The following is a 22,942-nucleotide window of genomic DNA, read 5'->3' as shown; positions in this document are numbered from 1 at the left end:
GTGCTAGGGTTTCCCTGACGCCTGCAACCGGTGAACCGATGAGCGACAACAACAATACCTCCCCCCGGATCCTGATCCTCGGCGCAGGCAGTGTCGGCTGCTACGTGGGTGGCCGACTGCTTTCGGCCGGCGCGGATGTGGTCATGGTCGGGCGCGAACGCATGGCCGCCACTCTCCGTGACCACCCCCTGGTCGTAACGGACTACGAGGGCTTCCGGCATGAGACCCGGCTTGCTCCAGAGCGTTATCAGACGGAACCACAGGCAGCGGCAGAGGCGGACCTGGTCCTGGTCACGGTCAAATCCCAGGCCACCATCGACGCCGCCCGGCAGCTGGCCCCGCACCTGAAACCCGGCACCCCGGTGATCAGCCTCCAGAACGGCATCTCCAACGCCCAGCGGCTGCGCGAGCACCTTCCGGAAGCCACGGTCCTTGCGGGCATGATCCCGTTCAATGTGCTCCAGAAGGCACCGGGACACTTCCACCACGGCACCGAGGGCCACCTGATGGCCGAAGGCGATCCCTCTCTCGCGCCGGCATTGCCCTGGTTTGAGCAGGCGGGGCTGGCACTGGAGCAGCGGGACGACATGCACTCGGTGCTCTGGTCCAAGCTGCTGCTGAACCTGAACAACCCCATCAACGCCCTATCCGGCAAACCGCTGCTGGAAGAGCTCTCCACCCGGGACTACCGGCGCTGCCTGGCGATGGCCCAGGCGGAGACCCTGCAGCTGCTCCGGCGCGCGGGCATCCCCACGGTTCGGCTCACACCCCTGCCCATGGCTCTGATCCCACCACTGATGAAGGCCCCGGACTGGCTCTTTACGCGTCTTTCCGGAACCATGCTGGCGATCGACCCCATCGCCCGCTCCTCCATGTGGGAAGACCTGGAGGCCGGGCGCCGGACCGAGGTGGACTGGATCAATGGCGAAGTGGTGCGGCTGGCGGAGCAGCTGGGCACGACAGCCCCGGTCAACGCCAGGCTGACCGAGCTGGTACATGACTGCGAGCAGAAGCGACGGGAATGGCCTGCCGAGGCACTCCTGATGGCCCTGAAACAGGCCCGCTAGAACGCCCGTTCAGAACCGGTGTGGTTCGAAGTCAACCGACTCGGTTCGCTGCCCCAGCAACACGATCCGCCCGCGATAGCGCCCGTCGCCGGTGGCCGTGAAGTCGAAGCTGAACGTCCGCCGCAGACGCAACCGCCCTTCCCGGTCCCGCTGCACCCCCAGCCCACTCAGGCACACGCTCTGATCCAGCAGATCCACGTCCGCGCGCTCACAGGCCCGCCGGGCCGACTGCAGGGCCAGCTCCTTGGTACCCAGAGCCCGCCACCAGTACCAGCCCCCAAACCCAATGGCAAAAAGGATTGAGAGTGTTGTCAGATCAATCTGCATTCTCACCTTAAAAATCAGAAATGTTATTTGACAATGATTACTATTCGCGAATAGCTTGAGCGCCATCGCCACAACCACACCCGAGGTTACCGATGCGCCATAATCCCTCGCTGAACGCGTTCTTCAACGCCCTGATCCGCGAATGGCCCATCGCGCGCTACCACGAGTCCGTCTCTACCACGGACCAGGGCCATTTCGAGATACAGGGCTCCAACAATACATCCCTGATCATTCCCTGTCGCTTCAGGGCCCATACCGGCCGTCACCTGCTTGCGGAGCCCCTGCAGATTGATGACCAAGGGGCGCGACAGCCGGTCACGTTTGAACAGGCCGTGGCATGGTGCCTGGGCCTCGAACCGCTCCTGCACGAGGCGTCCGGCCGCGCCCTTGAAGCGCTCCAGCAACGGGTTCATGCGAGCCGCGGGAATCTCGCCGCCGCCCAACAGGAACGGGAGCCCCAGCTCGATCACCTGTTCCGGGAGCCGCTGACGTTCATCGAGGCCGAACAGGCCCTGTTCAGTGGCCACTCCATCCACCCATGCCCCAAGGACAGGGGCAACATGGACAGCGGGGACGCCCGGCGCTACGCCCCGGAATACGGCACCCCCTTCCCCCTGGCTTGGTACAGCGTGGACCGTGCCCAGCTGTTCCGACGTGAGGCCGGGGGCTTCCAGTCGGTGGATGGGGTTGACGCCCTGCTGGAAACCGAACCGGACGCCGATCACCTGCGGGCCCAGCTCCCGGAGGGACACTGTTTGCTCCCCTGCCATCCGTTCCAGCACCGGCAGTGGCAGGCATCGCCCGGGCTGGCGCCCATGCTCGAATCCGGCGCCGTCCGGTACCTGGGCGAGGGCGCGCCACACTGGTACGCCACGTCCTCCTTGCGGGCGATCTACTGTGACTCGGCGCCCTGGATGCTGAAGTTCTCACTGAGCGTCTGGCTCACCAATTCCCTGCGCCATCTGTACCCCGAGGAAGTGGTGCGGGGCGCTGAACTCTGCCGGGTGCTGGACAGCGGGCCGGTGCGGGAATGGCTCCAGAGCAGGCCCCGTTTCGAGATCCTGCGGGAACCCATTACCGCTGGCATCCGAGGACCGGAAGGCCAGCCCCTGACGGAAACCCTGTTGGTCTGGCGGGACAACCCCTTCCACGGCGACGCGGCCAACAACACCGAGGTGCTCGCCACACTGCTTCAGGACGACCCCCGCAGCGGTGACTCCCGCCTGGCGCAGCGGCTCGGCCAGGTGGGCCTGGATGACAGCCAGGCCCGGGAATGGTTCCGCCGCTACCTGGACGTGGCCGTGGCCCCACTGCTGGAAGCCCAGTCCCATTTCGGGATCCTGTTCGGCGCCCACCAGCAGAACCTGGTCCTGAAGCTGGACGGGGTCTGGCCGGAAAAACTCTTCTTCCGGGACTGCCAGGGAACCGCCTTCACCAGCCTCGCGGTACAGCGCCTGGGCGATGAACTGGGCAGCCTGGCTGATGACAGCGAGAACCTGCTGCCGGACGAGCTCGGCATCCAGCTGTTCTGCTATTACCTGTTCATCAACGCCACCTTCAATGTCATCACCTCACTGGCGGCAGGGCGGCTCGCCAGTGAGGCCGCTCTCATCCGGACACTGCGCGAGTGGCTTCAGGCGCGACTGGACGAGCAACCGCGCGACGACCGGGCCATCCGCTACCTGCTCGAAAGCCGGGAACTCCACGCCAAGGGGAACTTCCTGTGCACCCTCCGGGCGCTGAACGAGACCACGCTGAGCGACGTCTTCTCCATCTACCACCCAATGACGAACCCACTCTACACGGAGGCCGAGTGCCATGTTTGACCGTATCCAGCGGATCCACCTGACCCTGAGCTCCAGCGGTGACCAGGTGCAACTGGAAACCATGGACCAGAGCTGGCAGCTCTCCCTGAGCGGTGAGGGCCGGGACCGGACCCTCACCGGCTGGGAAGGCCCCATACCGGAGCCCAATCTCGTCTACCCCCTGCTCGACCGGCTGTTTGCCGGTCTTGAGCTCGACGCTCTCTCGGTGACCGTCGGCATTGCGGAACTCTGCTCACTGGCGCACCCGGCCTGGCAGGTCCTCGAGGACGGTACCCACCGCATCGAGCGGAACGCGTTCTACCAGATCCGGGAAGCCTGGCTGGCGCCGGCCCTGTGGCCGATCATGCCGGAGGTCCCCGAGCAGACCGGCAACGTGGTCCACCCCCGGCGCCCCATGCTGCCCAACACCACCCTCTACCGGCGCTATCACCCCGGCCTGGACCGGGTCCTTGAGCTGCGCCCGGCAACGGTTGAGGACGACGGCGAACGCTTCCACCGCTGGCAGAACCTGCCCCGGGTGGCCCGTTTCTGGGAATACCCGTTCAGCCGGGAGCGACTGGACGCCATGCTCGAGGAGCGCCGGGCCGCCGCCAACAGCTTTCCGCTGATACTGGAAGCCGACGGTGACCCGGTGGGGTATTTCGAAACCTATTTTGTGCCGGAAGACCGTCTCGGCCCCTACTGCGAGGCCGGCGCCTTTGACCAGGGGCTGCACATGCTGGTTGGCGAGGACCGCTACTGCGGCAAGGGCCAGGCCCCGATCTGGCTCAACACCCTCAGCCATTACCTCTTCCTGAGCGAGCCCCGAACCACGGCGCTCTATGGCGAACCGGATGTCGCCAACGAAGCGCTGTTCCGGCAACTCCGGCACGTCACCTGGAACAAGCGCTACGAATTCGACTTTCCCCACAAGCGCGCGGCCCTGGTGGCCACGGAACGGGATGAGTTCTTCCGCAACACACGACTCTAGCAGGGGACCCGCAATGGAAGCAGAAACGCTCTGGAACCAGATCAACCAGAGGCTGATGGCCAAGATCATCGGTGAAACCAGTTACGAGGGGTGCCTCTCGCCGGAACCCGCCGGCAATGGGCGCTATCGACTGGCCCTGCGGGGGCATGACTACGGCTTCCGCGCCCGCTACAGCTGTTGGGGGTGGTTGCGGGTGGTGCCGGAAAGCCTCACCCGGAACGACCGCCCCGCAACGGATGCGACCCAGCTGGTGATCGATGCCCAGCACGCCCTGGGCATGACCGACATTGTGCTCGCTAATTTCCTGGAAGAGCTGCAGAACACCCTGGCCGGGGACCGACTTCAGCAGGAACGGCTTGCCCGCTTCACTGCCGAGCAGATGCTGGACCTTCCCGCCACAGAGCTGGAAGGGCTGCTGGACAGCCATCCAAAACTGCTGGCCAACCGGGGCCGCATGGGGTGGAGCCAGGCGGACCTCGAGGCCTACAGCCCGGAGGCGGGCAACCGTTTCCAGTTGCGCTGGCTGGCCGTAGCGCCCTCGCTGGGCGGCACCCATGTGGGCACCCCGCCGCTGGAGCAGTGCCTTGAACACGGGGAACACGCGGCACTGGTCAGGGGCTCCGGCGCGGCCGGGCACTGGCCCCTGCTCCCTGTTCATCCCTGGCAGTGGGACCACCGCCTGCAGGCCCAATACGGCGAGGCGCTGGCCCGCGGGCTCATCCGGGATCTGGGTGTGCATGGCCACTGGTTCCAGCCGCAGCAGTCGTTACGGACCCTGACCAACACCAGCGTCCCCGGTAACTGCGACCTCAAGCTCGCGCTCACCGTGCTGAACACCTCCGCCTATCGGGGCATACCCGCGGGCCCCATCGCCCTGGGGCCGGAACTCTCCCAGTGGCTGTGGGAACGGAGTCGGGAGGATCCCGAGTTCGCGCGTGCCGGCCTGGAGGTGCAGAGGGAACTGGCCGGCAGCCATATCCCCCACCCCCGGCAGGCGCAGATCGAGGGTGCGCCCTACCGCTACCACGAAATGCTGGGAGCGGTCTGGCGCGAGAACCTCACGGGCAGGACCGGCCTGGGCGAACAATCCATGCTGATCGCCACCCTGATGCAGTGCGATGGCCGGGACCGTTCCCTGATCGCGGCCCTGATCCGGCGTTCCGGGCTCAGCCCCGAAGTCTGGCTCACACACCTGTTCGACCGGGTGACCGTACCGCTCTACCACCTGCTGTGCGCGTACGGCATCGGACTCGTCGCTCACGGCCAGAACCTCGGCCTGATCCTGAAGGACGCCATTCCCCAACGCCTGGCCCTCAAGGATTTCCACGGCGACCTGCGTTGCGTGGACCAGCCGATGCCGGAACAAGCGGGCATGCCGGCGCATCTTCTGGAAGGGCTGACGCGCCTGCCCCCGGAATACCTGGTGCATGACCTCATCACCGGCCATTTCGTCACCACCCTGCGGTTCATCTCACCCTTGCTGGAAGACGAGATGGGTTTTCCGGAGACCCGCTTCTACAGCCTTCTGGCCGAGCGCCTCCGTGCCTACCAGCAACGCCACCCGGAACTGGACGAGCGCTTCCAGCTGTTCCCTCTGCTGCGCCCGACCCTGGAGCGGGTCTGCGTCAACCGGGTGCGGTTCCGGCTCGGCTACGAGGACCATGCCGAACGCCCCAGTGCCGACCTGGGTGTGCCGCTGAGCAATCCCCTGCTGACAGGAGAGACGCCATGAACAAGCCACTGGATCTCGCCGGACTGGGCATCGGCCCGTTCAACCTGAGTATCGCCGCCCTGCTGCGGGAAGTCCCGCAGCTGCGCACGGCCTTTTTCGACCGCAAGCCCCAGTTCAACTGGCATCCGGGGATGATGCTGCCGGGCGTCCGCTTGCAGACTTCCTACCTCAAGGACCTGGTCACCGGGGTGGCGCCCTGGAGCCCGAACAGCTTCCTGAACTACCTCGTCCAGAACGGTCGGTTCTATACCTTCATGAATGCCGACCTGCCCGCGGTCAGCCGCGCCGAATTCGCGGACTACATGGCCTGGGTGGCGGAAGGGCTCGACAACCTGCATTTCGGCCACAACATCCGGCACGTCGATTTCGACGGGGATCTTTTCCATGTTCACCTCCAGGAAGACGCGGAACCGATCCGGGCCCGTAACCTGTGCCTGGGGACCGGAAAAATCCCGGCCATCCCGGAATCCTGCCGACCATGGCGAGGCGATGACTGCTTCCACAACATGGAGCTGACACTGAGACAGCCCGATGTGGCGGGTCAGTGCGTGACCGTCGTTGGCGGCGGCCAGTCAGGGGCGGAAGTGGTACTGAGCCTGCTGCAGGGTGACTGGGGCCGCCCGGAGCGCATCCACTGGCTCTCCCGCAGGCCGAACTTCGACCCCCTGGATGAAACCCCGTTCACCAACGACTATTTCACGCCGGCCTATGTGGACACCTTCCACGGCCTGCCGGAGGAGCAGCGGCTTGCCCTGGTGCGGAACCAGAAGCTAGCCTCGGACGGCATATCCTCCGACACTCTGGAGGCGCTCTATCAACGCCTCTATGAGCACCGTATAGCCGGTGGTCACTCCCCCCGGGTGGTGCTGCAGCCGCACCGGACCCTGGAAGCCATGACGGGGCCGGCCCCCTACCGGCTGGCGTTCCATAACGGTCTCAATGGTGGCCGGGAACACATCCAGGCGGACCGGGTGATCCTGTGCACCGGCTTCGAGTCACGACTTCCGGACTACCTCTCCGGCGACCTCAGGCAGAGACTGGAAACGGACAGGCATGGCCAGCTGAAGCTCGACTCGGACTTCCAGGCCCGGTGGGACGGACCACCGGACCGCCATGTCTACGCGGTCAACGCCGGCCGCCATTCCCATGGCATTGCCGACCCACAGATGAGCCTGATGTGCTGGCGCTCGGCGCGGATCGTCAACCATCTCGCCGGCGAGACGCTGTTCCCGGTAACCGGCAGGGTGGACCTGGTCGACTGGAACGGTGAAGAAACCCTGAATGAACCCGTGGAGCCTGACCGGGATTCCCTGCTGGCAATGCTCAAAAATAATATATGATAATCATTTGCATTAGTGTTGCCATCTGTTAACCTCGCCAACCCGCGTAACCCGACAATCAGGAGTGTTTGCTATGCGCAGAACAACCCCTCAACGAACGGCATTCCAATTGGGTGCCTCCAAGCTTGCCCTGGTCACGGCGCTGACCGCATGCCCGACGCTCTCCTTTGCCCAGGACAGCGGCTCCGGGTCGGAGGTCCAGATGGACATGGCCCCCATCACGATCTCGACCACGCGTAACCGCCAGGGCACACTGGCCGAAACGCCGGGCTCTATTCAGGTCATCAGCTCCCAGGAGCTCGAGCAACAGGCTCGGATGAGCAGTGACAACGACATGGGCGATATCCTGTCCAATCTTGTTCCCGGGCTCGGGACATCCTCCGAGAACCTGACCAACTTTGGCCAGCAGATGCGTGGCCGTGACTTTCTCGTGATGATCGATGGCGTACCGCAGAACTCCTCGATCCGACAGACCTCCAAGTTCGTCCGCACCATCGCGCCTGAAGCCATCGAGCGCGTCGAGGTCATCCGGGGCGCCGTGGCCAACTATGGCTTTGGCGCCACCGGCGGCATCATCAACTTCATCACCAAGAGCGGCGAAGGCGCAGAGGACACGACCTTCCAGAGCACGGTCGGCGTCAGCGGCCAGGAAGAGGACGGCAACAGTCTCGGCGGTCGTGTCTATCAGGGTGTTCGCGGCAGCAACGGCGATCTGGATTACAGCGTCAACCTGAGCGCGACCGAGACCGGCGTATTCTACGACGGTGACGGCGACATCATCCCGGCGGATGGACTGATCCAGGGCGGCAGCCTCTCGGAATCCACCGAGCACAACGCGCAGTCCAAGCTCGGCTATCAGCTGACACCGGACCAGCGCCTCACCCTGGCAGTTAACTACTACAAGCGGGAGCAGGACGCCGAGTACAGTGCCGACAGGACGTCGAACGCGAGCGCGCCGGCCGGCAAGGGAGCCAAGCTCGACGCGGTCAACCAGTCGCCGCGGGGCAAGGATCCACTGACTGAGAACCTCAACATCAGTCTTGACCACACCGCCGAGAATACCCTGGGCGGCACGCTGTCCTCCCAGCTCTACTACCAGGATTACGAGACCCTGTTCAGCTTCTTTAACGGATACCAGACAGGCGGGGGCCAGTCGCAGGCTACCGTCAACCGGGTCGGTGCCCGCGTAAGCCATGACCGCTCCGTAATGGGTGTGGCCAACGCGGTCTATGGGCTGGACTTTGAACAGGAGGAGGGCGACCAGAGCCTTATTGATGGGCGTACCCGCATTCCCATGATCGAGGAAACCAGCTATGCGCCCTTCGTGCAGCTGGAGATGCCGGTAGGCGACCAGTGGCTCCTGCAGGGGGGCGTGCGCCATGAACAGGTGTCGCTGGACGTTCCAACCTTTCAGGACGAAGCGCTCGCCAACCCGGGTACGGTTCAGGGTGGCGAACTCGACTATAACGAGACCCTGTTCAATGCCGGGGCTGTCTACTTCCTGACCGACAACCAGGAAACCTTCCTGAACTTCAGCGAAGGCTTTACGGTTGCCGATGTGGGACGCGCCCTGCGCAACCAGCCACAGGATATTTCCGCCGAACAGCTGGACCCGGAACCTCAGGTGGTGAGGAACTATGAGCTGGGCTGGCGTGGCCGCTTTGACCGTCTCGAGGCAAGCGCGACCGTGTTCATGAACACCTCTGACCAGGGCGTTACCTTCACCGGCCCCCCGAATTTTGAACTCCTACAACAGGAGGAGCGCGTACACGGAGTGGAACTGACAGCCGACTACCAGCTCACCGATGCAGTGAAGCTCGGTGGCACCGGCAGTTACCAGGAAGGTCGCGTGGACACGGACAACGACGGGGACCTGGACAGTGACCTGCCCGGGACGCGGATCAGCAACCCCGAGATAACCGCCTATACGGAATATGCACCAACCGGTACCTGGTCTGTCCGTGCGCAGGCGAAGCACCTGTTCGACCGCGACGAGTTCGGCGACCAAGGCTACGCCAATGGCGACGTTGAGGGATTCACCCTGGTTGACGTGACTGGCGGCGTGGATCTTGGCCCGGGCCAGCTTAACGTGGGAATCAGCAACCTGTTCGACGAGCAGTACATCGTTCCCGTCTCCCAGGCTTTCAACCTCAACACCCGGACCGTCGCGGGCCGTGGGCGCGCCTATTCGATGGAATACAGCCTGACCTACTGACCCTTTCCTACGACATCAAGTCCGGCTCCATAGCTGTACCAGCTTCGGGCCGGACAGCTACCCGTCCCATCTCAGCTCTACGTCCTGGTTTCTACCCCAGACGCCGCCGCGTCAGCAGAAAGATGAAGTAGCTTCCGCCGAGCAACGCCGCCATCAGGCCGGCCGGTAACTGGTCCGGGTACAGCAGCGTCCGCCCCAGCCAGTCGGAGAGCGTCATCAGCCCCATTCCCACCATGGCCGCCAACACCAGTTGGGGAAGAACCCGCCTTGCTCCCAGAAGGGCTGCCACATGCGGTGCCAACAGGCCCACGAAGGCCACCGGCCCCATGAGCGCGGTCACCAGCGCACAGAGCGCGCAGACGACCAGAAGCAGGACCAGCCGGGCGCGGGCCACATTGACCCCGCGGGCACGGGCCATTGGATCGCCGATGGAGATCAGGGTCAGCCAGCGGTTGAATACCAGCACCAGAAGAACCAGCGCCGCCACGCCAGCCGCCAGCATGAGGGACCTGTCGGCGGACGCCCGGTAGGTGGAACCGGAGAGCCAGCCCAGGATGATGTGCGCGCTCTGGGTGCCCTGAGCCAGGACAAAATGCACCAGCGCCTCCATCAGCGCCGCGAGGGAAATGCCCACCAGGATCACGATCCCCGGTGCGTAGTGGGAGCGCCGCCCGATCACGAGCAGCACCGCCAGCACCACCAGGCTGCCCAGGAAGGCCACACCGGGGCCGGCCTGGTAGATGGAGGTGCCCGTCCAGAGGGTAAAGATCACCAGCGCCAGGGTAGCGCCCGCGGACATGCCCAGGATGTCGGGGCTGGCCAATGGGTTGCGGATCAGCCGCTGCAGGATGAGGCCAGCAACGGCCATGCCGATTCCCGCCGCCGAGGCGGTCAGAAGGCGCGGGGCACGCAGGGACCACACCAGGTCCGAGGGCCAGGCAAAGGGCAGACTGAAAGCCGGGCCGGAGGCTTCCGGCGTATAGGTGAGGGTTAGCAGGACCAGCGCGAGCAGCACGCCGACGGCCAGCCCCCATGTCATCCAGGTGGTGCGGCGTGCCCCGTGCGGAAGACTCAGTGCCGTCTGGTCGCCATGGCTGAGCTTGTTGTGGGCAAAGATCACCAGGGCAGGCGCACCAACCAGGGCGGCAGCGGTGCCGCTGGGGATCAGTTCACCGAACCAGTCCCCGGCGGCCTGGGCCAGGGAATCCGTGGCCAGCAGGAGCATGGCGCCCAGGAGCGCGCTGGTGCACAATTCATCGCCGGCACGGCGCGCGCCCATCGAGCGGGCGATATTGGGCGCGATCAGCCCCAGGAAGCCAATGATCCCGACCGCTGTGATACTGGTGGCCAGGATCCAGAGCGCCCCAATGAGCAGAACAACCAGAACAGGGCCGTAACTGAAGCCACGCCCCCGCGCTCCGGCCTCGCCCAGGCGCATCAGTGTGAGCGGCCTGGGCGCCAGCATCAGGATCAGCGGCAGGACCAGGAGCCGGGGCCAGAGCCACTGCACCCAGTTCCAGTCATTCTGCGTCAGGTTGCCGGTGCCCCAGATGAAGACGCCCTGCGCGGCCTCCTGGTTCAGGAGGATGATCGCGGAAGCCGCGGCCCCCATCAGCAGGTGGGTCGCCATGCCCGCAAGGATCACGGGGAGGCCGCTGATGCCATTGCGCCCCGCGATGATCAACACCAGCCCCACGGAAATCGCAGCCCCGACCATGGCGACAAGCGCACGCTCATCCACCGCCAGCGCGGGCAGCCAGACACTGGCACACACCAGCGCCAGCCAGGCACCGGAAGAAGCCCCAATCGTCAGGGGCGAGACCAGGGGGTTGCGGGTGACCTGCTGGAGAAGACTGCCAACAGTGCCCAGAACCGCCCCTACCAGCACGGCAAGGATGACCCTGGGAAGGGCCGCATAATAGTAACGGACCTCCTCGAACCCGCCGGGTTCGCCCCCCGTGACCAACTGCCACTGGGCGGCGAGGGGAAGTTCGTTATCCAGCTGGAGGTGGACCACCCCAAGGGCGAGAACCAGGCCCGCCCCGACCGCATACCGGGGCAGCATCAGGGTTCAATGGTCAGCAATGCGTCCGTCATATTCTCGGCCAGGTAGCGCAGCGACATGGCGCCGCCGTAGACCCAGCTGGGTGCCACTGGCGCCACACGTCCGGCCTCCACCACCGGCAGCGCATTCCAGAGCGGTTTCTCAAGGAGATCCCCCGCCAGGACCGTGGGCTTGAAGTACAGCAGCACATCCTCCCTGTTGAGCCGTTTCAGGTCAGCCACTTCCCTCTGGGTCTGCCCCCATTGGCTGCGCGGCTGCGGCATGGCGGACTCAAGGCCCAGCTGGCGGAGCGCATACCACGGCATGCCGTTCCGGCCAAACACCCGGACCACGGTCGGGCTGGCAAAGCCCACACTGGTCACCTCCGGCAGCGTATCCCCGAAATGGTCACGGATCCGGCCACGCAGCCAGATAAACCGGGCCTCCAGCATGTCGAGCTGATGCTGCGCCTGCTCCTCGCGTTCCAACAGGCGTCCCAGCTCCAGGAAGATTTCCCGGGCCTTTTCCGCATTACTGTGATCCTTGCGGAAGGCGTCAAAGAACAGGACCGGCGCAACCCGGCTCATCTTTTCGGCCAATCCGGACTGGTCCGTGGAGAGGATGATCACGTCCGGATCCAGCGACGCGATCCGCTCCATGTTCGGTTCCGAGCGCTTACCAACGTTGACCACCGACTCCGGCAGTTCCGGCTGTACGACCCACTTGCGGTAACCGGCCACGTCCGCCACGCCCACCGGGGTAACGCCGAGCTCCACCAGATTCTCCGCCATGGACCAGTTCAGGGCCACCACCCGCTCGGGCACCGACTCAAAGCTCTGTTGGCCCCGGCTGTCCGTAACGGTGATCTCCGCCTGGGCGGTGAGGGTCAGGCAAAGAGCGACGACCAGAACCAGCTGCTGTTTCAGTTGCAGAACCATGGGTGACGATGACTCCTGTCAGGCGACCACCGCAACCGGCCGCTGTGTGCCGGGCTGGGGGATCAGGTTGATATCAATACCGTAGAGGGTGGTGAGCAGATGCGGCGACAGCATGGCCTCGGGCGTGCCGTCGAACGCCACCTCCCCGTGCTTGAGCGCGATCACGCGATCGGCGTAGCGGGCTGCCAGGTTCACATCGTGGAGAATCACAACGACCCCGCGCCCCGCCGAACGGTTAAGGTTGCGCAGGAGCGTCATGGACTCGTACTGGTGGGAAAGGTCCAGCGCGGAGGTGGGCTCATCCAGCAACAGCATGGGGGCTTCCTGCGCCAGCAGCATGGCGATCCAGGCACGCTGGCGTTCACCACCGGAAAGCTCGTCAACCAGGTGCGTGGCGTAGTCCGCCATGCCAGTCTGTTCCAGGGCCCAGTCCACGGCCGCTGCATCCCCGCTCTGCCAGCGCCGCACCAGCCCCCGCCACGGGAATCGCCCCAGGCGCACCAGCTCGCGCACATCCAGACCCGCCACTTCCGGGAGCTGCTGGGGCAGGAAGGCCAGGCGCCGGGCAAGATCCCGCTGGCCATAGCGCGCCAATGGTTCCCCGTCCAGCCGGATCTCGCCTTCGTCCGGTCTCATCTGCCGCGCCATAAGCTGCATCAGGGTGGACTTGCCGGAACCATTGTGACCGAGGATGGCGGTGAACTCGCCGTCACGCAGGGTCAGTTCCTCCAGGCCGAGTATCGTTCGCCCGTCACGGTGAACCCGGATATCAGACAGCGACAGCTTCATGACTCAACTCCTCCAGTTGGCGCCTCTCCCGCTCCGAACGCGCCAGCTTGGGGCAGGACGAGCAGTAACAGCCGTCATCCCGCCGGTAATGCATACAGCAGGCGCGGCGCTCCAGCCCCAGCACTTCCCGTTCGTTCTGGAGCTGCAGGGGCAGATACCGGCTCTGGTGGCGCAATCCGGTTGCCGCAAGCCATGCCTCACCCAGTAACTGCAGGCGCTCGTTGCTGAATCCGGTTTCGACCATCGCCAGGCGCTGCAGGGCAAGCAACAGAATATCCGCCATCAGGCGGTTGGCTGTCAGTGGCTTGATCCGGGCAACACGCCTCAGATCCTCGAGAAGCGCATCCCGAACCCTGAGCAGCCCTGCCGTGGCGTCCCTGATGAGATCCTCCTCCACAGCCGGCGCGACAGGCCAGTGTTCCTGCAGCCTGAAACCCGCAACGATGCCCTCTTCGACTCTCTGCCATAGCCGATCAACCGGGACCACGACGCCATGGCCATGCACGCCCAGGACCGAGAGGAACACGGGCTGCCACATCAGAAGCGTCCAGGTTCGCACCGAGGAATACGGCTCCCCGGCTTCTGGATAGGCCTCCGCCCAGACACTGTGAATCGCGTCGATCACCCGGGCATTGTCAGCACCGTGCTCAAGGCCCGGTTCCGCAGACGGCGCCGCTGCGCCGTTGAGCCCCGGGTGAACCCGAGCCGCAAGCGCAAGGAAAGCCGATTGTTCACAATGATCCGATGCCTGCATAAACCGCACTCGCGGGTCCGGAGACCGGGTGGACAAAACTCCGTGCCATTGTGCAGTCCCGGGAGAAATAGCGCAAATACGAATCCGTATCATTTGTGGAGAGCGGATGACGACGGTTGCTTCCCAGGAGCCTCTTCGCTAACCTGAGACCGTTATTCCAACCATCGGGAGAGCGGCCGTGACCGCCGGACTGAAAGAAGCAACTCTGATCGTGCACCCCGCACGCTGGGCGAACCCGCGCTGGCGATGGTGAACCGCCACCACTGAGCGCCCGTGGCCGACGCCACGATTCCACAACGCCCATGCTTTTTTCAGGACAGATCCATGACGCCCGAACAGTTCGACGCCTATGCCGGCGAAGGCTATAACCGCATCCCCGTCCACCGGGAAGTGTATGCGGATCTCGACACCCCACTGAGCACCTATCTCAAACTGGCCGATGGCCCCTATTCCTACCTGCTGGAGTCCGTCCAGGGCGGCGAGAAGTGGGGCCGTTATTCCATCATCGGCCTGCCAGCCCGCGAACGGGTACGGGTGAACGGCCATGAGATCGTGCACGAATCCGACGATGGCGTAATCGACTCGCTCACCGCCGAGGATCCGCTGGCCTACATCGAGGCCTTCCAGGCCCGTTACCACTCCCCGGACCTGCCGGACATGCCGCGCTTCAACGGCGGCCTGGTGGGTTACTTCGGCTATGACACGGTGCGCTTCATCGAGCCCCGGCTGCGGGACAGCGTACCGCCGGACGAGCTGGGCACACCGGATGTCCTGCTGATGGTTTCCGACGAAGTGGTGGTGTTCGATAACCTGCGCGGCAAGCTCCACCTGATCGTCCAGGCCAGCCCGGCAAGCGCCGGAAGCTATGAAGCGGCCGTTCAGCGGCTGGATGAACTGGAAAAACGGTTGCGCGAAACCCGTGTCACCAGCCCGGTTTCCGAGGCCACCGGCAATCGCATCGAGGAGCGTGACTTCCACTCGGACTTCACCCAGACCGACTTCGAAGCGGCGGTGGAGAAGATCCGGGAATACGTGTTGGCCGGCGACGTCATGCAGACCGTACTCTCACGACGCATGTCCGTGGCCTTCGAAGCCCCACCGCTGAATCTGTACCGTGCTCTGCGCTGCCTCAATCCCTCGCCCTACATGTACTTCCTCAACCTGAAGGACTTCCACATCGTGGGCTCCTCGCCGGAGATCCTGGCGCGGGTCGAGGATGAGGAAGTGACGGTGCGCCCCATCGCCGGCACCCGCAAGCGCGGCGCCAGCCGCGAAGAAGACGAGGCGCTGGAACGGGAGTTGCTGGCCGACCCCAAGGAACGCGCCGAACACCTGATGCTGATCGACCTGGGTCGCAACGATATCGGCCGTGTGACCGAAACCGGCTCGGTGACGCTCACGGACACCATGACGGTCGAGCGCTACTCCCACGTCATGCACATCGTCTCCAACGTCACCGGCAAGCTGCGCGAGGGCCTCTCCTGCATGGACGTGCTGCGCGCCACACTGCCGGCGGGCACGCTCAGCGGCGCCCCCAAGATCCGCGCCATGGAGATCCTGGACGAGCTCGAACCGGTCAAGCGCGGCGTATACGGCGGCGCCGTGGGCTACCTCTCCTGGAGCGGCAACATGGACACGGCCATCGCCATCCGTACCGCGGTCATCAGGGATGAGACCCTGCATATCCAGGCGGGTGCCGGTGTGGTGGCGGATTCCGTGCCGCGCCTTGAATGGAAGGAGACCCAGAACAAGGGTCGCGCCATCTTCCGGGCCGCCGACATGGCCCTGACCGACTTCGACCACTGAGGCGAGGGAGACACCATGCTGCTGATGATCGATAACTACGACTCCTTCACCTACAACGTGGTCCAGTACCTGGGCGAACTGGGCGCCGACGTGGAGGTCCACCGCAACGACACCATCAGCCTCGACGAGATCGAGGCCATGGCCCCCGAGCGAATCGTGATCTCCCCCGGCCCCTGTTCACCGGACGAGGCCGGCATCTCGCTGGAGGTGGTGCGCCGCTTTGCCGGTCGCATCCCGCTTCTGGGCGTGTGCCTGGGTCACCAGTGCATCGGCCAGGTCTTCGGCGGCAAGGTGATCCGTGCCGGCCAGGTCATGCACGGCAAGACCTCGATGATCCATCACCGGGGCGAGGGCGTTTTCGCCGGGCTGGAGAATCCGTTCGAGGCCACACGCTACCACTCGCTGGTGGTGGACAAGGATCACTGGCCCGACAGCGAACTCGAGATCACGGCCTGGACCGAGAATGAGGACGGCTCCATGGAGGAGGTGATGGGCCTGAGGCACCGTACCCTGACCATCGAGGGTGTGCAGTTCCACCCGGAGTCGATCATGACGCGCCACGGCCATGAGCTGTTGCAGAACTTTCTGAACATGACGAACCGGGGTTAGACCACCATGGACATCCAGACCGCCATCGCCAAAGTCGCCGAGCGACAGGACCTGAGCACCGAGAACATGAAGGCTGTGATGCGCACCATCATGCAGGGCGAGGCCACGGACGCTCAGATCGGTGGCTTCCTGATCGGCCTGCGCATGAAGGGCGAGGCCATCGACGAGATCACCGGCGCCGTGGAAGTCATGCGGGAGCTGGCCACCGGCGTCACGCTGGATGTGCCCAATGTGGTGGACATCGTCGGTACCGGCGGTGACGGGGCCAACCTGTTCAACGTCTCTACTGCGGCTACCTTCGTTATCGCCGCGGCCGGTGGCAACGTGGCCAAGCACGGCAACCGCTCGGTTTCCTCGCGCAGCGGCAGCTCAGACCTGCTCGACCAGGCCGGGCTGCGACTGAACATGACGCCGGAGCAGATCACCCGCTGCGTGCACGAGCTGGGCGTGGGCTTCATGTTCGCCCCCAACCACCACACGGCCATGAAGCACGCCGTGGGGCCCCGCAGGGAGCTGGGCATCCGCACCCTGTTCAACATCCTCGGGCCCATGACCAACCCGGCGGGCGTGAAGCACCAGGTGATCGGTGTGTTCAACGGCGATCTCTGTGTGCCCATGGCGGAAGTCCTGCGCCGGCTCGGCAGCGAGCATATCCTGATTGTCCACTCCGAGGACGGGCTGGACGAGATCAGCCTGGCCAGCCGGACCCGGGTCGCGGAACTGAAAGACGGTGAGATCAGCGAATACCATATCCGCCCGGAAGACATGGGCATCAGGGCCCAGCCGATCTTTGACCTCCAGGTGGCCGACGCCGCCGAGTCCCTGGCCCTGATCCGGGAGGCCCTGAGTCCGAGTCCGGGTGAGCGCGCCGCCGTCGCCCGGGACATGATCGCGCTCAATGCCGGAGCCGCACTCTATGCCGGCGACCTGGCGGAATCACTGACCGAAGGCGCTCGCAGGGCCCTGGCCGCCATGGAAAACGGCAGTGCCCTGGAACGCATGGAGCAGCTGGCCGAACTCAGCCAACGAATGGAGCAGGCGGAATGAACGACGGTACGCCCACGGTTCTCAAACGCATCGTCGCCCGCAAGCATGAGGAAGTGGCCGAGCGCCAGCGGCGGTTGTCTTTCGAGGACTGCCGGAGCGAAGCGCGGGAACAGCCCGCCACGCGTGGTTTTGCCGCCGCACTGCAACGGCGGATCGATGCCGGTGATCCAGCGGTGATCGCCGAGATCAAGCGGGCCTCGCCCAGTGCCGGTGTGCTTCGCGACCCCTATGACCCCGCCGCCATCGCCCGCGACTACGAGGCCCACGGCGCAGCCTGCCTCTCCGTCCTGACCGACAGGGACTTCTTCCAGGGCGGTGAAGCCGACCTGTTGGCCGCCCGTGAAGCCTGCACCCTGCCCGTCCTGCGCAAGGACTTCATGGTGGATGAATACCAGATCCACGAGAGCCGCATTGCGGGCGCCGATTGCATCCTGCTGATCGCCGCCTGCCTGTCCGTGAACCAGATGCAGGCGCTGGCCGGGACCGCCCGGGAACTGGGTATGGATGTTCTCGTGGAGGTCCATAATGAGGCGGAGCTCGACCAGGCACTGCAAGTGGACAGCCCGCTGCTCGGCATCAACAACCGGGACCTCCACACCTTCGAAGTCTCCCTGGACACCACCCGGACCCTCCACCAGCGCGTACCCGACGGGCGCCTTACCATTACGGAAAGCGGCATCCACACCCGTAAAGACGTGGACGCCATGCGCGAACGCGGCATCCACGCCTTCCTGGTGGGCGAATCCTTCATGCGGGCCGGCAGCCCGGGTTACAGGCTGGGGGAACTGTTCTTCTCTATCTGACAGTCGGATCAGACCTTACTCACTGCTGCTATTGAAACAATTACCTCGCATAACAAACTGTTTACATGATCATATTGTCGTCCTACGCTTTTCCTATGGACGCAAAGACACCAATGATGGATGCGTTTCGCGCTGTTTCGGCACCCACCCCTGGTCAGCGCCCGCCTGAAAGGCACGCAAAAAACCATTCGTCGTTGGTGAACCTATGGAATCAGCTGTATCCAAAGTTGCCACCGGTATTCAGGGACTTGATGAAGTCCTTCAGGGTGGCGTCCTGCCAACACACAGTATCCTGATCAGCGGCGGCCCTGGCTCGGGCAAGACAACGCTGGGCATGCACTTTCTGGTTGAGGAAACGGAGGGGGAAAGCCTCTTCGTAACGCTCGGGGAAACCGCGGACCAGTTGCGGAAAAACGCCGCCAGACTTCACCTGGCGCTGGACGGGGTGGAGGTTCTGGACCTCTCGCCGGGAGGCGCAGAGGAGGACGGCGACACCTACAGCCTGCTTGAAAGCTGGGATGTCGAGGGAACCGCCATCCACGACCAGATTGTCAAGCGCGCCCGGGAACTGCAGCCGGCCCGTATCTTCATCGACTCCGTCAGCCACATGCGCTACCTCTCCTCGGACACCTTCCAGTACCGTAAGCAGGTGATGTCGATGCTGCGGAAACTGACGAGTACCGGGGCAACGGTCCTTTTCACCTCGGAACAGACCCGGAACACGGAAGACGAAGCACTGAGTTTCCTGAGTGACGGCATCATCGACCTGCAACACGAAGCCCATGGTCGTCTCTGCCAGATCAAGAAACTGCGTGGCTCCGGCTTTGTCGAGGGCACTCACTACTACAGTATTCACGAACGTGGACTGACACTGTACCCACGCCTGTTACCCGGCGAGCACGGCCGCCACTTTGAGTTGAATGCCATCGGCTCGGGCGTACCGGAACTGGATGAGCTCACCCGCGGCGGCATTGAGCGGGGCACCGTCACGCTTGTAACGGGGCCGACCGGCGTCGGCAAGACCACGATGGCAGCCCAGTTCATGAAAGAGGCGGCCAGTCGCGGTGAGCACTCCGTCATCTATAACTTTGACGAGGGGGCGGCCACTTTCTTCCTGCGCTGCGACAGCATCGGCCTGCCGGCCCGGCAAATGACGGAAACCGGCAACCTTCGATTCGAGTCCATAGAGCCCCTCCATTACAACCCCGACCAGTTCGCCAATGTCGTGCGACATGACGTGGAGAAAAACAATGCGCGCCTGGTTCTTCTGGACAGTCTGTCCGGGTACCGGCAATCGGTCCGTGGCGAGGACCTGCAGGAACGTGTGCACGCCCTTTGCCGCTACCTGGTGAACATGGGCGTGACGGTCCTTCTGATCAGTGAAACCTTCTCGATCACCGGTGAGGAAGCGCGGGTAACGGAACATGAAGTCAGCTACCTCGCGGATACCATCATACTGCTCCGTTACCTGGAGCTTTCGGGTGAAATACGAAAAACCATTGGCGTCCTCAAGAAGCGCACCGGTGATTTCGAGAAGACCCTGCGTGAATTTGAAATCAGCCGCTTTGGCCTCAAGGTCGGAGAACCCCTCACGTCCCTGCGCGGTATCCTGACCGGCATGCCGGAGATGCTGGAAGACCGTGAAAGGGGCCACTGATGCCGGCACAGAGCCCCGCTAGCGCGGCTCCCACCATTGCCGTAGGTATTGAGAATAACGCCAATGTTCGGCTGATCAACTCGGTGATGGGAAACGACTACTCACTGCAGCACAGCCAGGAAGGCACGGCCTGGGAGGAGCCGGACCTGGTCATCGTGGACAGGACCTCACTGCAGCGCCACAAGGCATTGATCGCCCGTCTCTGCAACCAGAGTGCACCGATGATTCTCCCGGTCTTGCTGATATCCGACGCCGAGCGGGATCCCAATGTCCGCTCCTATTCGGAACTTGGTGCCACAATCAACGACATTCTTCGCATCCCCACCAGCCGGATGGAGCTGCTGGCCCGCATCGACAACCTGCTGCACCTGCGCCAGCTATCGCGTACCCAGGAGAAGGCACGGCGCGAACTGTCCGACGTGGTGGGCGCTCTGCAGATTCTCAACGCCTGCGACCAGATTCTGGTCCGCTCGGAGAGCGAGCCCGCGCTGCTTGAGTCGATCTGTTACCGCATCGTTGAAGCGGAAGGCTATGACCTGGCCTGGATCAGCTTTCCCCCGTCTCCCGATGACCCCGAAAGCGAGAGCATTCCCAGTGTTCATGCCAATGCGGGCGATTGGGCCCACTGTGCTATACCCCTCGCCACTGCGTGGAACGCCGGCGACGACCACAGGGCCACCGTAAAAGAGATACTGGAAACCGGGAAGCCGAAACCGATTCACAACCTGCAGGCAGAGGACCTGATCCCGGAGGAGGCCAGCAAGGCAGGCGGCCAGACACTGGCGTCCGCCATTGTTGTGCCCCTTCAGGTAGACATTGGGCGCTCCGGGTACCTCGCCATCTGCTCCAATAATACCAACCACTTCGACCAGGAAGAGTGCCAGCTTCTGCAGCGCCTTGGCATCAACCTGGCCTACGCCCTGAACACGCACCGCTTCCAGCATGAGCGTAACCTCCAGTCCGCGGAAATCCGTGATCTGGCCTTTTCCGATGCGCTGACGGGGCTACCTAACCGGCATTACCTGACAAGCTTTCTGGACGGTCTTCTGAACGAGCAGGCCAGTACGGAATCGCCCTCTGCCGCCATTCTTTTCATAGACCTGGACGGCTTCAAGATCATCAACGATGCGCTGGGCCACGAAGCCGGGGACGAAGTACTGATGCAGGTAAGCCAGCGGCTCCAGGGTGCCGTTCGTGACTCCGACCTGGTCATTCGCCAGGGCGGCGATGAGTTCCTGGCGGTGATGTTCGATGACCCTCGCTCCAACCCGCCCATGAAGCCCCAGGATCCGGAAACCTTCCAGGAGCTTGCCAGCAAGCTGGCTTCCCGGATTATTGACAGCCTTACCACGCCCTTTGTAATCGAGGATAAGGAACATCACCTGAACGCGAGCATCGGCATCAGCCTGTGCCCGGAGCATGGGGAAAGCGCGGCCGCCATCATCCAGGCAGCGGACACCGCCATGTACGAGGCCAAGAAAACCGGCGGCACCAGTCACCTCTATTCGCCGGCAATCTCACAACAGCGCCAGCAACGCCTGTCACTGGAAAGCCGCCTGCGCCATGCGGTTGACCATGAGGAATTCGAACTGCACTTCCAGCCGCTTTTCGATATGCAGGGGCTCGGCATCATTGGCGCGGAAGCACTGGTTCGCTGGCCCCAGGAGGACGGAAGCATGCTCTCCCCGGGGACCTTTATCCCCCTGGCTGAAGAAACGGGTCTGATCCGGACCATGGGCGACTGGATCCTGAAAACCGCGGCCCGGCAATTACAGAGTTGGCATGAGGCCGGTCATGCATTGAAGATGTCGGTCAACCTCAGCCTCAAGCAGCTGAAGTCTGAGGAGGACGTGGCGCGTTTCCATGCGATAGTCCATCCCTTCATAGACCCCAGCTGGATCACACTGGAACTCACGGAGAGCATGCTGATTGCCGATCCGACCGCAATCGAGGCGCTGATGGAGAAACTCAATGAGTACGGCTTCGAAATTGCCATCGACGACTTCGGCACAGGGTACTCCTCACTGAGCCGGCTTCAGCACATGCCCATCCAGACACTGAAGATTGATCGCAGTTTCGTCGATCAGATTGATCCGGCCGGGAAGGGGGCAGCCATGGTCGCGATCATACGTCAGATGGCTGAGAGCTTCGGGTTGCTTACGGTGGCCGAGGGGATTGAAAACGAAGTCCAGTATCAGCATCTGCTCGAGCATGGCGTCAATTTTGGACAAGGGTTCTGGTATGGGCGTCCCGTACCGGACGCGGAGTTCCGGGGAACCTTTCTTTGAGCCAGCCGGGGGAGCTGGTCGAGGCTCTATAATGAGACCGCAATCCACTATCCGGCGTCCACCAGCTGGGTTACTATCAGGGGACGAGACACTCCATGTATCAGGAGGCTGCATGGTCAATTCCCTGAGTGATTCCGAGCATGGCCATCAGCTGCGCAGTGACGCGGAAAGCCGCCTGAGCGGCGGCATGGCCCCTCCGATGAGCAGTTCGACGCTGAGCCCCGATACGCTGTCGCTTCTCTACCGGCTGGCAAGCAACCCGGATACAGCTCCCGATGGCCTTAAACTGTTGCATGAACTGCAGACCCACCAGGTGGAGCTGGACCTTCAGCGGTCCCAGCTGGAAGCCAACGAGCGTGAATCCAATGAGCGCCTGAATCACTACCGAATCCTTTTTGAGGCTTCGCCGGTTGGTTATCTGGTCGTGGCATTCAATGGACACATTGTGGAAGCCAACCCCGCCGCCTCGCGACTTCTCGGCATGGATTCAGCCGCGCTTGAGAGCTGCACACTCGATACGGTGGTGACGCCCTGCACAACGCAGCCAGCCTTCGCCGGCTTGATGGAGGCACTGACCAAAGGTGCAAGAGGGGCCTGTTACACGGTGAAATCCGGCGACAATGAAACCGCGTCGCACTCACTGCTGCTCAATGCCGGCATCGCTCCGGACGGCAATGCCCTCCTGATCACCCTTTCGGAACACACCTGACGACCGGTGTGACCCCATCGG

18 protein-coding genes are annotated in these 22,942 nt (G+C 63.7%); 13 read left to right on the top strand and 5 right to left on the bottom strand.

Features of this window, described 5'->3' with window-relative positions:
- Nucleotides 1-38 precede the first annotated feature (38 nt).
- Nucleotides 39-1,067: a 2-dehydropantoate 2-reductase gene (locus GLW01_RS10450; RefSeq protein ID WP_160899008.1), complete on the top strand. Its 1,029-nt coding sequence runs from the start codon at nucleotides 39-41 to the stop codon at nucleotides 1,065-1,067.
- Between the two features lie 9 nt (nucleotides 1,068-1,076).
- Here the strand turns inward: GLW01_RS10450 and GLW01_RS10445 are convergent, their stop codons facing one another.
- Nucleotides 1,077-1,394 carry a DUF3301 domain-containing protein gene (locus tag GLW01_RS10445; protein WP_202405672.1) on the bottom strand — a complete coding sequence of 106 codons (318 nt, stop codon included), beginning with the start codon at nucleotides 1,392-1,394 and terminating at the stop codon, nucleotides 1,077-1,079.
- 92 nt (nucleotides 1,395-1,486) lie between these two features.
- Between GLW01_RS10445 and GLW01_RS10440 the strand changes: the two genes are divergently transcribed.
- The 5 genes from GLW01_RS10440 (at nucleotide 1,487) to GLW01_RS10420 (ending at nucleotide 9,477) form a co-directional block, all read left to right on the top strand.
- On the top strand, nucleotides 1,487-3,220 hold the full coding sequence (locus GLW01_RS10440) for an IucA/IucC family protein (RefSeq protein WP_160899007.1): 1,734 nt from the start codon (nucleotides 1,487-1,489) through the stop codon (nucleotides 3,218-3,220).
- Complete coding sequence (locus GLW01_RS10435; protein WP_202405671.1) at nucleotides 3,213-4,190, top strand: GNAT family N-acetyltransferase; 978 nt, start codon at nucleotides 3,213-3,215, stop codon at nucleotides 4,188-4,190. Before GLW01_RS10440 ends, GLW01_RS10435 begins: the two co-directional genes overlap by 8 nt.
- 13 nt (nucleotides 4,191-4,203) lie before the next feature.
- The gene (locus GLW01_RS10430; protein ID WP_160899006.1) at nucleotides 4,204-5,922 is read left to right on the top strand and encodes an IucA/IucC family protein; all 1,719 of its coding nucleotides are present in this window, start codon (nucleotides 4,204-4,206) and stop codon (nucleotides 5,920-5,922) included.
- The gene (locus GLW01_RS10425; RefSeq protein ID WP_160899005.1) at nucleotides 5,919-7,262 is read left to right on the top strand and encodes a lysine N(6)-hydroxylase/L-ornithine N(5)-oxygenase family protein; all 1,344 of its coding nucleotides are present in this window, start codon (nucleotides 5,919-5,921) and stop codon (nucleotides 7,260-7,262) included. Before GLW01_RS10430 ends, GLW01_RS10425 begins: the two co-directional genes overlap by 4 nt.
- A gap of 73 nt (nucleotides 7,263-7,335) precedes the next feature.
- Entirely contained in the window at nucleotides 7,336-9,477 is a 2,142-nt protein-coding gene (locus GLW01_RS10420) for a TonB-dependent receptor (RefSeq protein ID WP_160899004.1), read from the top strand.
- A 91-nt stretch (nucleotides 9,478-9,568) separates the two neighbouring features.
- On the opposite strand, the gene fhuB is transcribed toward GLW01_RS10420, so the two are convergent.
- From fhuB to GLW01_RS10400, 4 genes are read right to left on the bottom strand one after another with little or no spacing between them, the layout of a single operon-like run.
- The gene (fhuB, locus tag GLW01_RS10415) at nucleotides 9,569-11,542 is read right to left on the bottom strand and encodes a Fe(3+)-hydroxamate ABC transporter permease FhuB (RefSeq protein ID WP_160899003.1); all 1,974 of its coding nucleotides are present in this window, start codon (nucleotides 11,540-11,542) and stop codon (nucleotides 9,569-9,571) included.
- A complete protein-coding gene (locus tag GLW01_RS10410; RefSeq protein ID WP_151439872.1) occupies nucleotides 11,542-12,459 on the bottom strand; it encodes an iron-siderophore ABC transporter substrate-binding protein in 918 nt (305 codons plus the stop codon). The genes fhuB and GLW01_RS10410 overlap by 1 nt, the downstream gene beginning before the upstream one ends.
- 18 nt (nucleotides 12,460-12,477) lie before the next feature.
- Nucleotides 12,478-13,248, bottom strand: a complete 771-nt coding sequence (locus tag GLW01_RS10405; RefSeq protein WP_160899002.1) for an ABC transporter ATP-binding protein — start codon at nucleotides 13,246-13,248, stop codon at nucleotides 12,478-12,480.
- A complete protein-coding gene (locus GLW01_RS10400) occupies nucleotides 13,229-14,002 on the bottom strand; it encodes a siderophore ferric iron reductase (RefSeq protein WP_160899001.1) in 774 nt (257 codons plus the stop codon). Before GLW01_RS10400 ends, GLW01_RS10405 begins: the two co-directional genes overlap by 20 nt.
- A 324-nt stretch (nucleotides 14,003-14,326) precedes the next feature.
- On the opposite strand from GLW01_RS10400, the gene trpE reads away from it, so the two are divergent.
- From trpE to GLW01_RS10365, 7 genes are all read left to right on the top strand, one after another.
- Nucleotides 14,327-15,808 carry an anthranilate synthase component I gene (trpE, locus tag GLW01_RS10395; protein ID WP_151439869.1) on the top strand — a complete coding sequence of 494 codons (1,482 nt, stop codon included), beginning with the start codon at nucleotides 14,327-14,329 and terminating at the stop codon, nucleotides 15,806-15,808.
- 15 nt (nucleotides 15,809-15,823) lie between these two features.
- Nucleotides 15,824-16,417: an anthranilate synthase component II gene (locus GLW01_RS10390; RefSeq protein ID WP_160899000.1), complete on the top strand. Its 594-nt coding sequence runs from the start codon at nucleotides 15,824-15,826 to the stop codon at nucleotides 16,415-16,417.
- A 6-nt stretch (nucleotides 16,418-16,423) separates the two neighbouring features.
- Nucleotides 16,424-17,464: an anthranilate phosphoribosyltransferase gene (gene trpD, locus GLW01_RS10385; RefSeq protein ID WP_151439867.1), complete on the top strand. Its 1,041-nt coding sequence runs from the start codon at nucleotides 16,424-16,426 to the stop codon at nucleotides 17,462-17,464.
- The gene (gene trpC / locus GLW01_RS10380) at nucleotides 17,461-18,267 is read left to right on the top strand and encodes an indole-3-glycerol phosphate synthase TrpC (protein ID WP_160898999.1); all 807 of its coding nucleotides are present in this window, start codon (nucleotides 17,461-17,463) and stop codon (nucleotides 18,265-18,267) included. Before trpD ends, trpC begins: the two co-directional genes overlap by 4 nt.
- 205 nt (nucleotides 18,268-18,472) lie before the next feature.
- A complete protein-coding gene (locus GLW01_RS10375) occupies nucleotides 18,473-19,924 on the top strand; it encodes an ATPase domain-containing protein (RefSeq protein WP_160898998.1) in 1,452 nt (483 codons plus the stop codon).
- On the top strand, nucleotides 19,924-22,212 hold the full coding sequence (locus tag GLW01_RS10370) for an EAL domain-containing protein (RefSeq protein WP_160898997.1): 2,289 nt from the start codon (nucleotides 19,924-19,926) through the stop codon (nucleotides 22,210-22,212). Before GLW01_RS10375 ends, GLW01_RS10370 begins: the two co-directional genes overlap by 1 nt.
- A 112-nt stretch (nucleotides 22,213-22,324) precedes the next feature.
- Complete coding sequence (locus GLW01_RS10365; RefSeq protein WP_160898996.1) at nucleotides 22,325-22,921, top strand: PAS domain S-box protein; 597 nt, start codon at nucleotides 22,325-22,327, stop codon at nucleotides 22,919-22,921.
- Nucleotides 22,922-22,942: the final 21 nt, after the last annotated feature.

Origin of the sequence: Vreelandella halophila, from assembly GCF_009856365.1 — a bacterium.
Classification (GTDB): Bacteria; Pseudomonadota; Gammaproteobacteria; order Pseudomonadales; family Oleiphilaceae; genus Halospina; species Halospina utahensis_B.
Note: the sequence above shows the minus strand (reverse complement) of the source record. Positions and strands in the feature narration are given on the sequence as shown.

Coding starts and splice junctions, on each gene's coding strand:
- GLW01_RS10390 (WP_160899000.1), top strand. CDS start 15,824: ATGCTGCTGATGATCGATAACTACGACTCCTTCACCTACAACGTGGTC.
- GLW01_RS10430 (WP_160899006.1), top strand. CDS start 4,204: ATGGAAGCAGAAACGCTCTGGAACCAGATCAACCAGAGGCTGATGGCC.
- GLW01_RS10410 (WP_151439872.1), bottom strand. CDS start 12,459: ATGGTTCTGCAACTGAAACAGCAGCTGGTTCTGGTCGTCGCTCTTTGC.
- GLW01_RS10375 (WP_160898998.1), top strand. CDS start 18,473: ATGGAATCAGCTGTATCCAAAGTTGCCACCGGTATTCAGGGACTTGAT.
- GLW01_RS10450 (WP_160899008.1), top strand. CDS start 39: ATGAGCGACAACAACAATACCTCCCCCCGGATCCTGATCCTCGGCGCA.
- GLW01_RS10425 (WP_160899005.1), top strand. CDS start 5,919: ATGAACAAGCCACTGGATCTCGCCGGACTGGGCATCGGCCCGTTCAAC.
- trpE (WP_151439869.1), top strand. CDS start 14,327: ATGACGCCCGAACAGTTCGACGCCTATGCCGGCGAAGGCTATAACCGC.
- GLW01_RS10435 (WP_202405671.1), top strand. CDS start 3,213: ATGTTTGACCGTATCCAGCGGATCCACCTGACCCTGAGCTCCAGCGGT.
- GLW01_RS10440 (WP_160899007.1), top strand. CDS start 1,487: ATGCGCCATAATCCCTCGCTGAACGCGTTCTTCAACGCCCTGATCCGC.
- fhuB (WP_160899003.1), bottom strand. CDS start 11,542: ATGCTGCCCCGGTATGCGGTCGGGGCGGGCCTGGTTCTCGCCCTTGGG.
- GLW01_RS10365 (WP_160898996.1), top strand. CDS start 22,325: ATGGTCAATTCCCTGAGTGATTCCGAGCATGGCCATCAGCTGCGCAGT.
- GLW01_RS10370 (WP_160898997.1), top strand. CDS start 19,924: ATGCCGGCACAGAGCCCCGCTAGCGCGGCTCCCACCATTGCCGTAGGT.
- trpD (WP_151439867.1), top strand. CDS start 16,424: ATGGACATCCAGACCGCCATCGCCAAAGTCGCCGAGCGACAGGACCTG.
- trpC (WP_160898999.1), top strand. CDS start 17,461: ATGAACGACGGTACGCCCACGGTTCTCAAACGCATCGTCGCCCGCAAG.
- GLW01_RS10405 (WP_160899002.1), bottom strand. CDS start 13,248: ATGAAGCTGTCGCTGTCTGATATCCGGGTTCACCGTGACGGGCGAACG.
- GLW01_RS10400 (WP_160899001.1), bottom strand. CDS start 14,002: ATGCAGGCATCGGATCATTGTGAACAATCGGCTTTCCTTGCGCTTGCG.
- GLW01_RS10420 (WP_160899004.1), top strand. CDS start 7,336: ATGCGCAGAACAACCCCTCAACGAACGGCATTCCAATTGGGTGCCTCC.
- GLW01_RS10445 (WP_202405672.1), bottom strand. CDS start 1,394: ATGCAGATTGATCTGACAACACTCTCAATCCTTTTTGCCATTGGGTTT.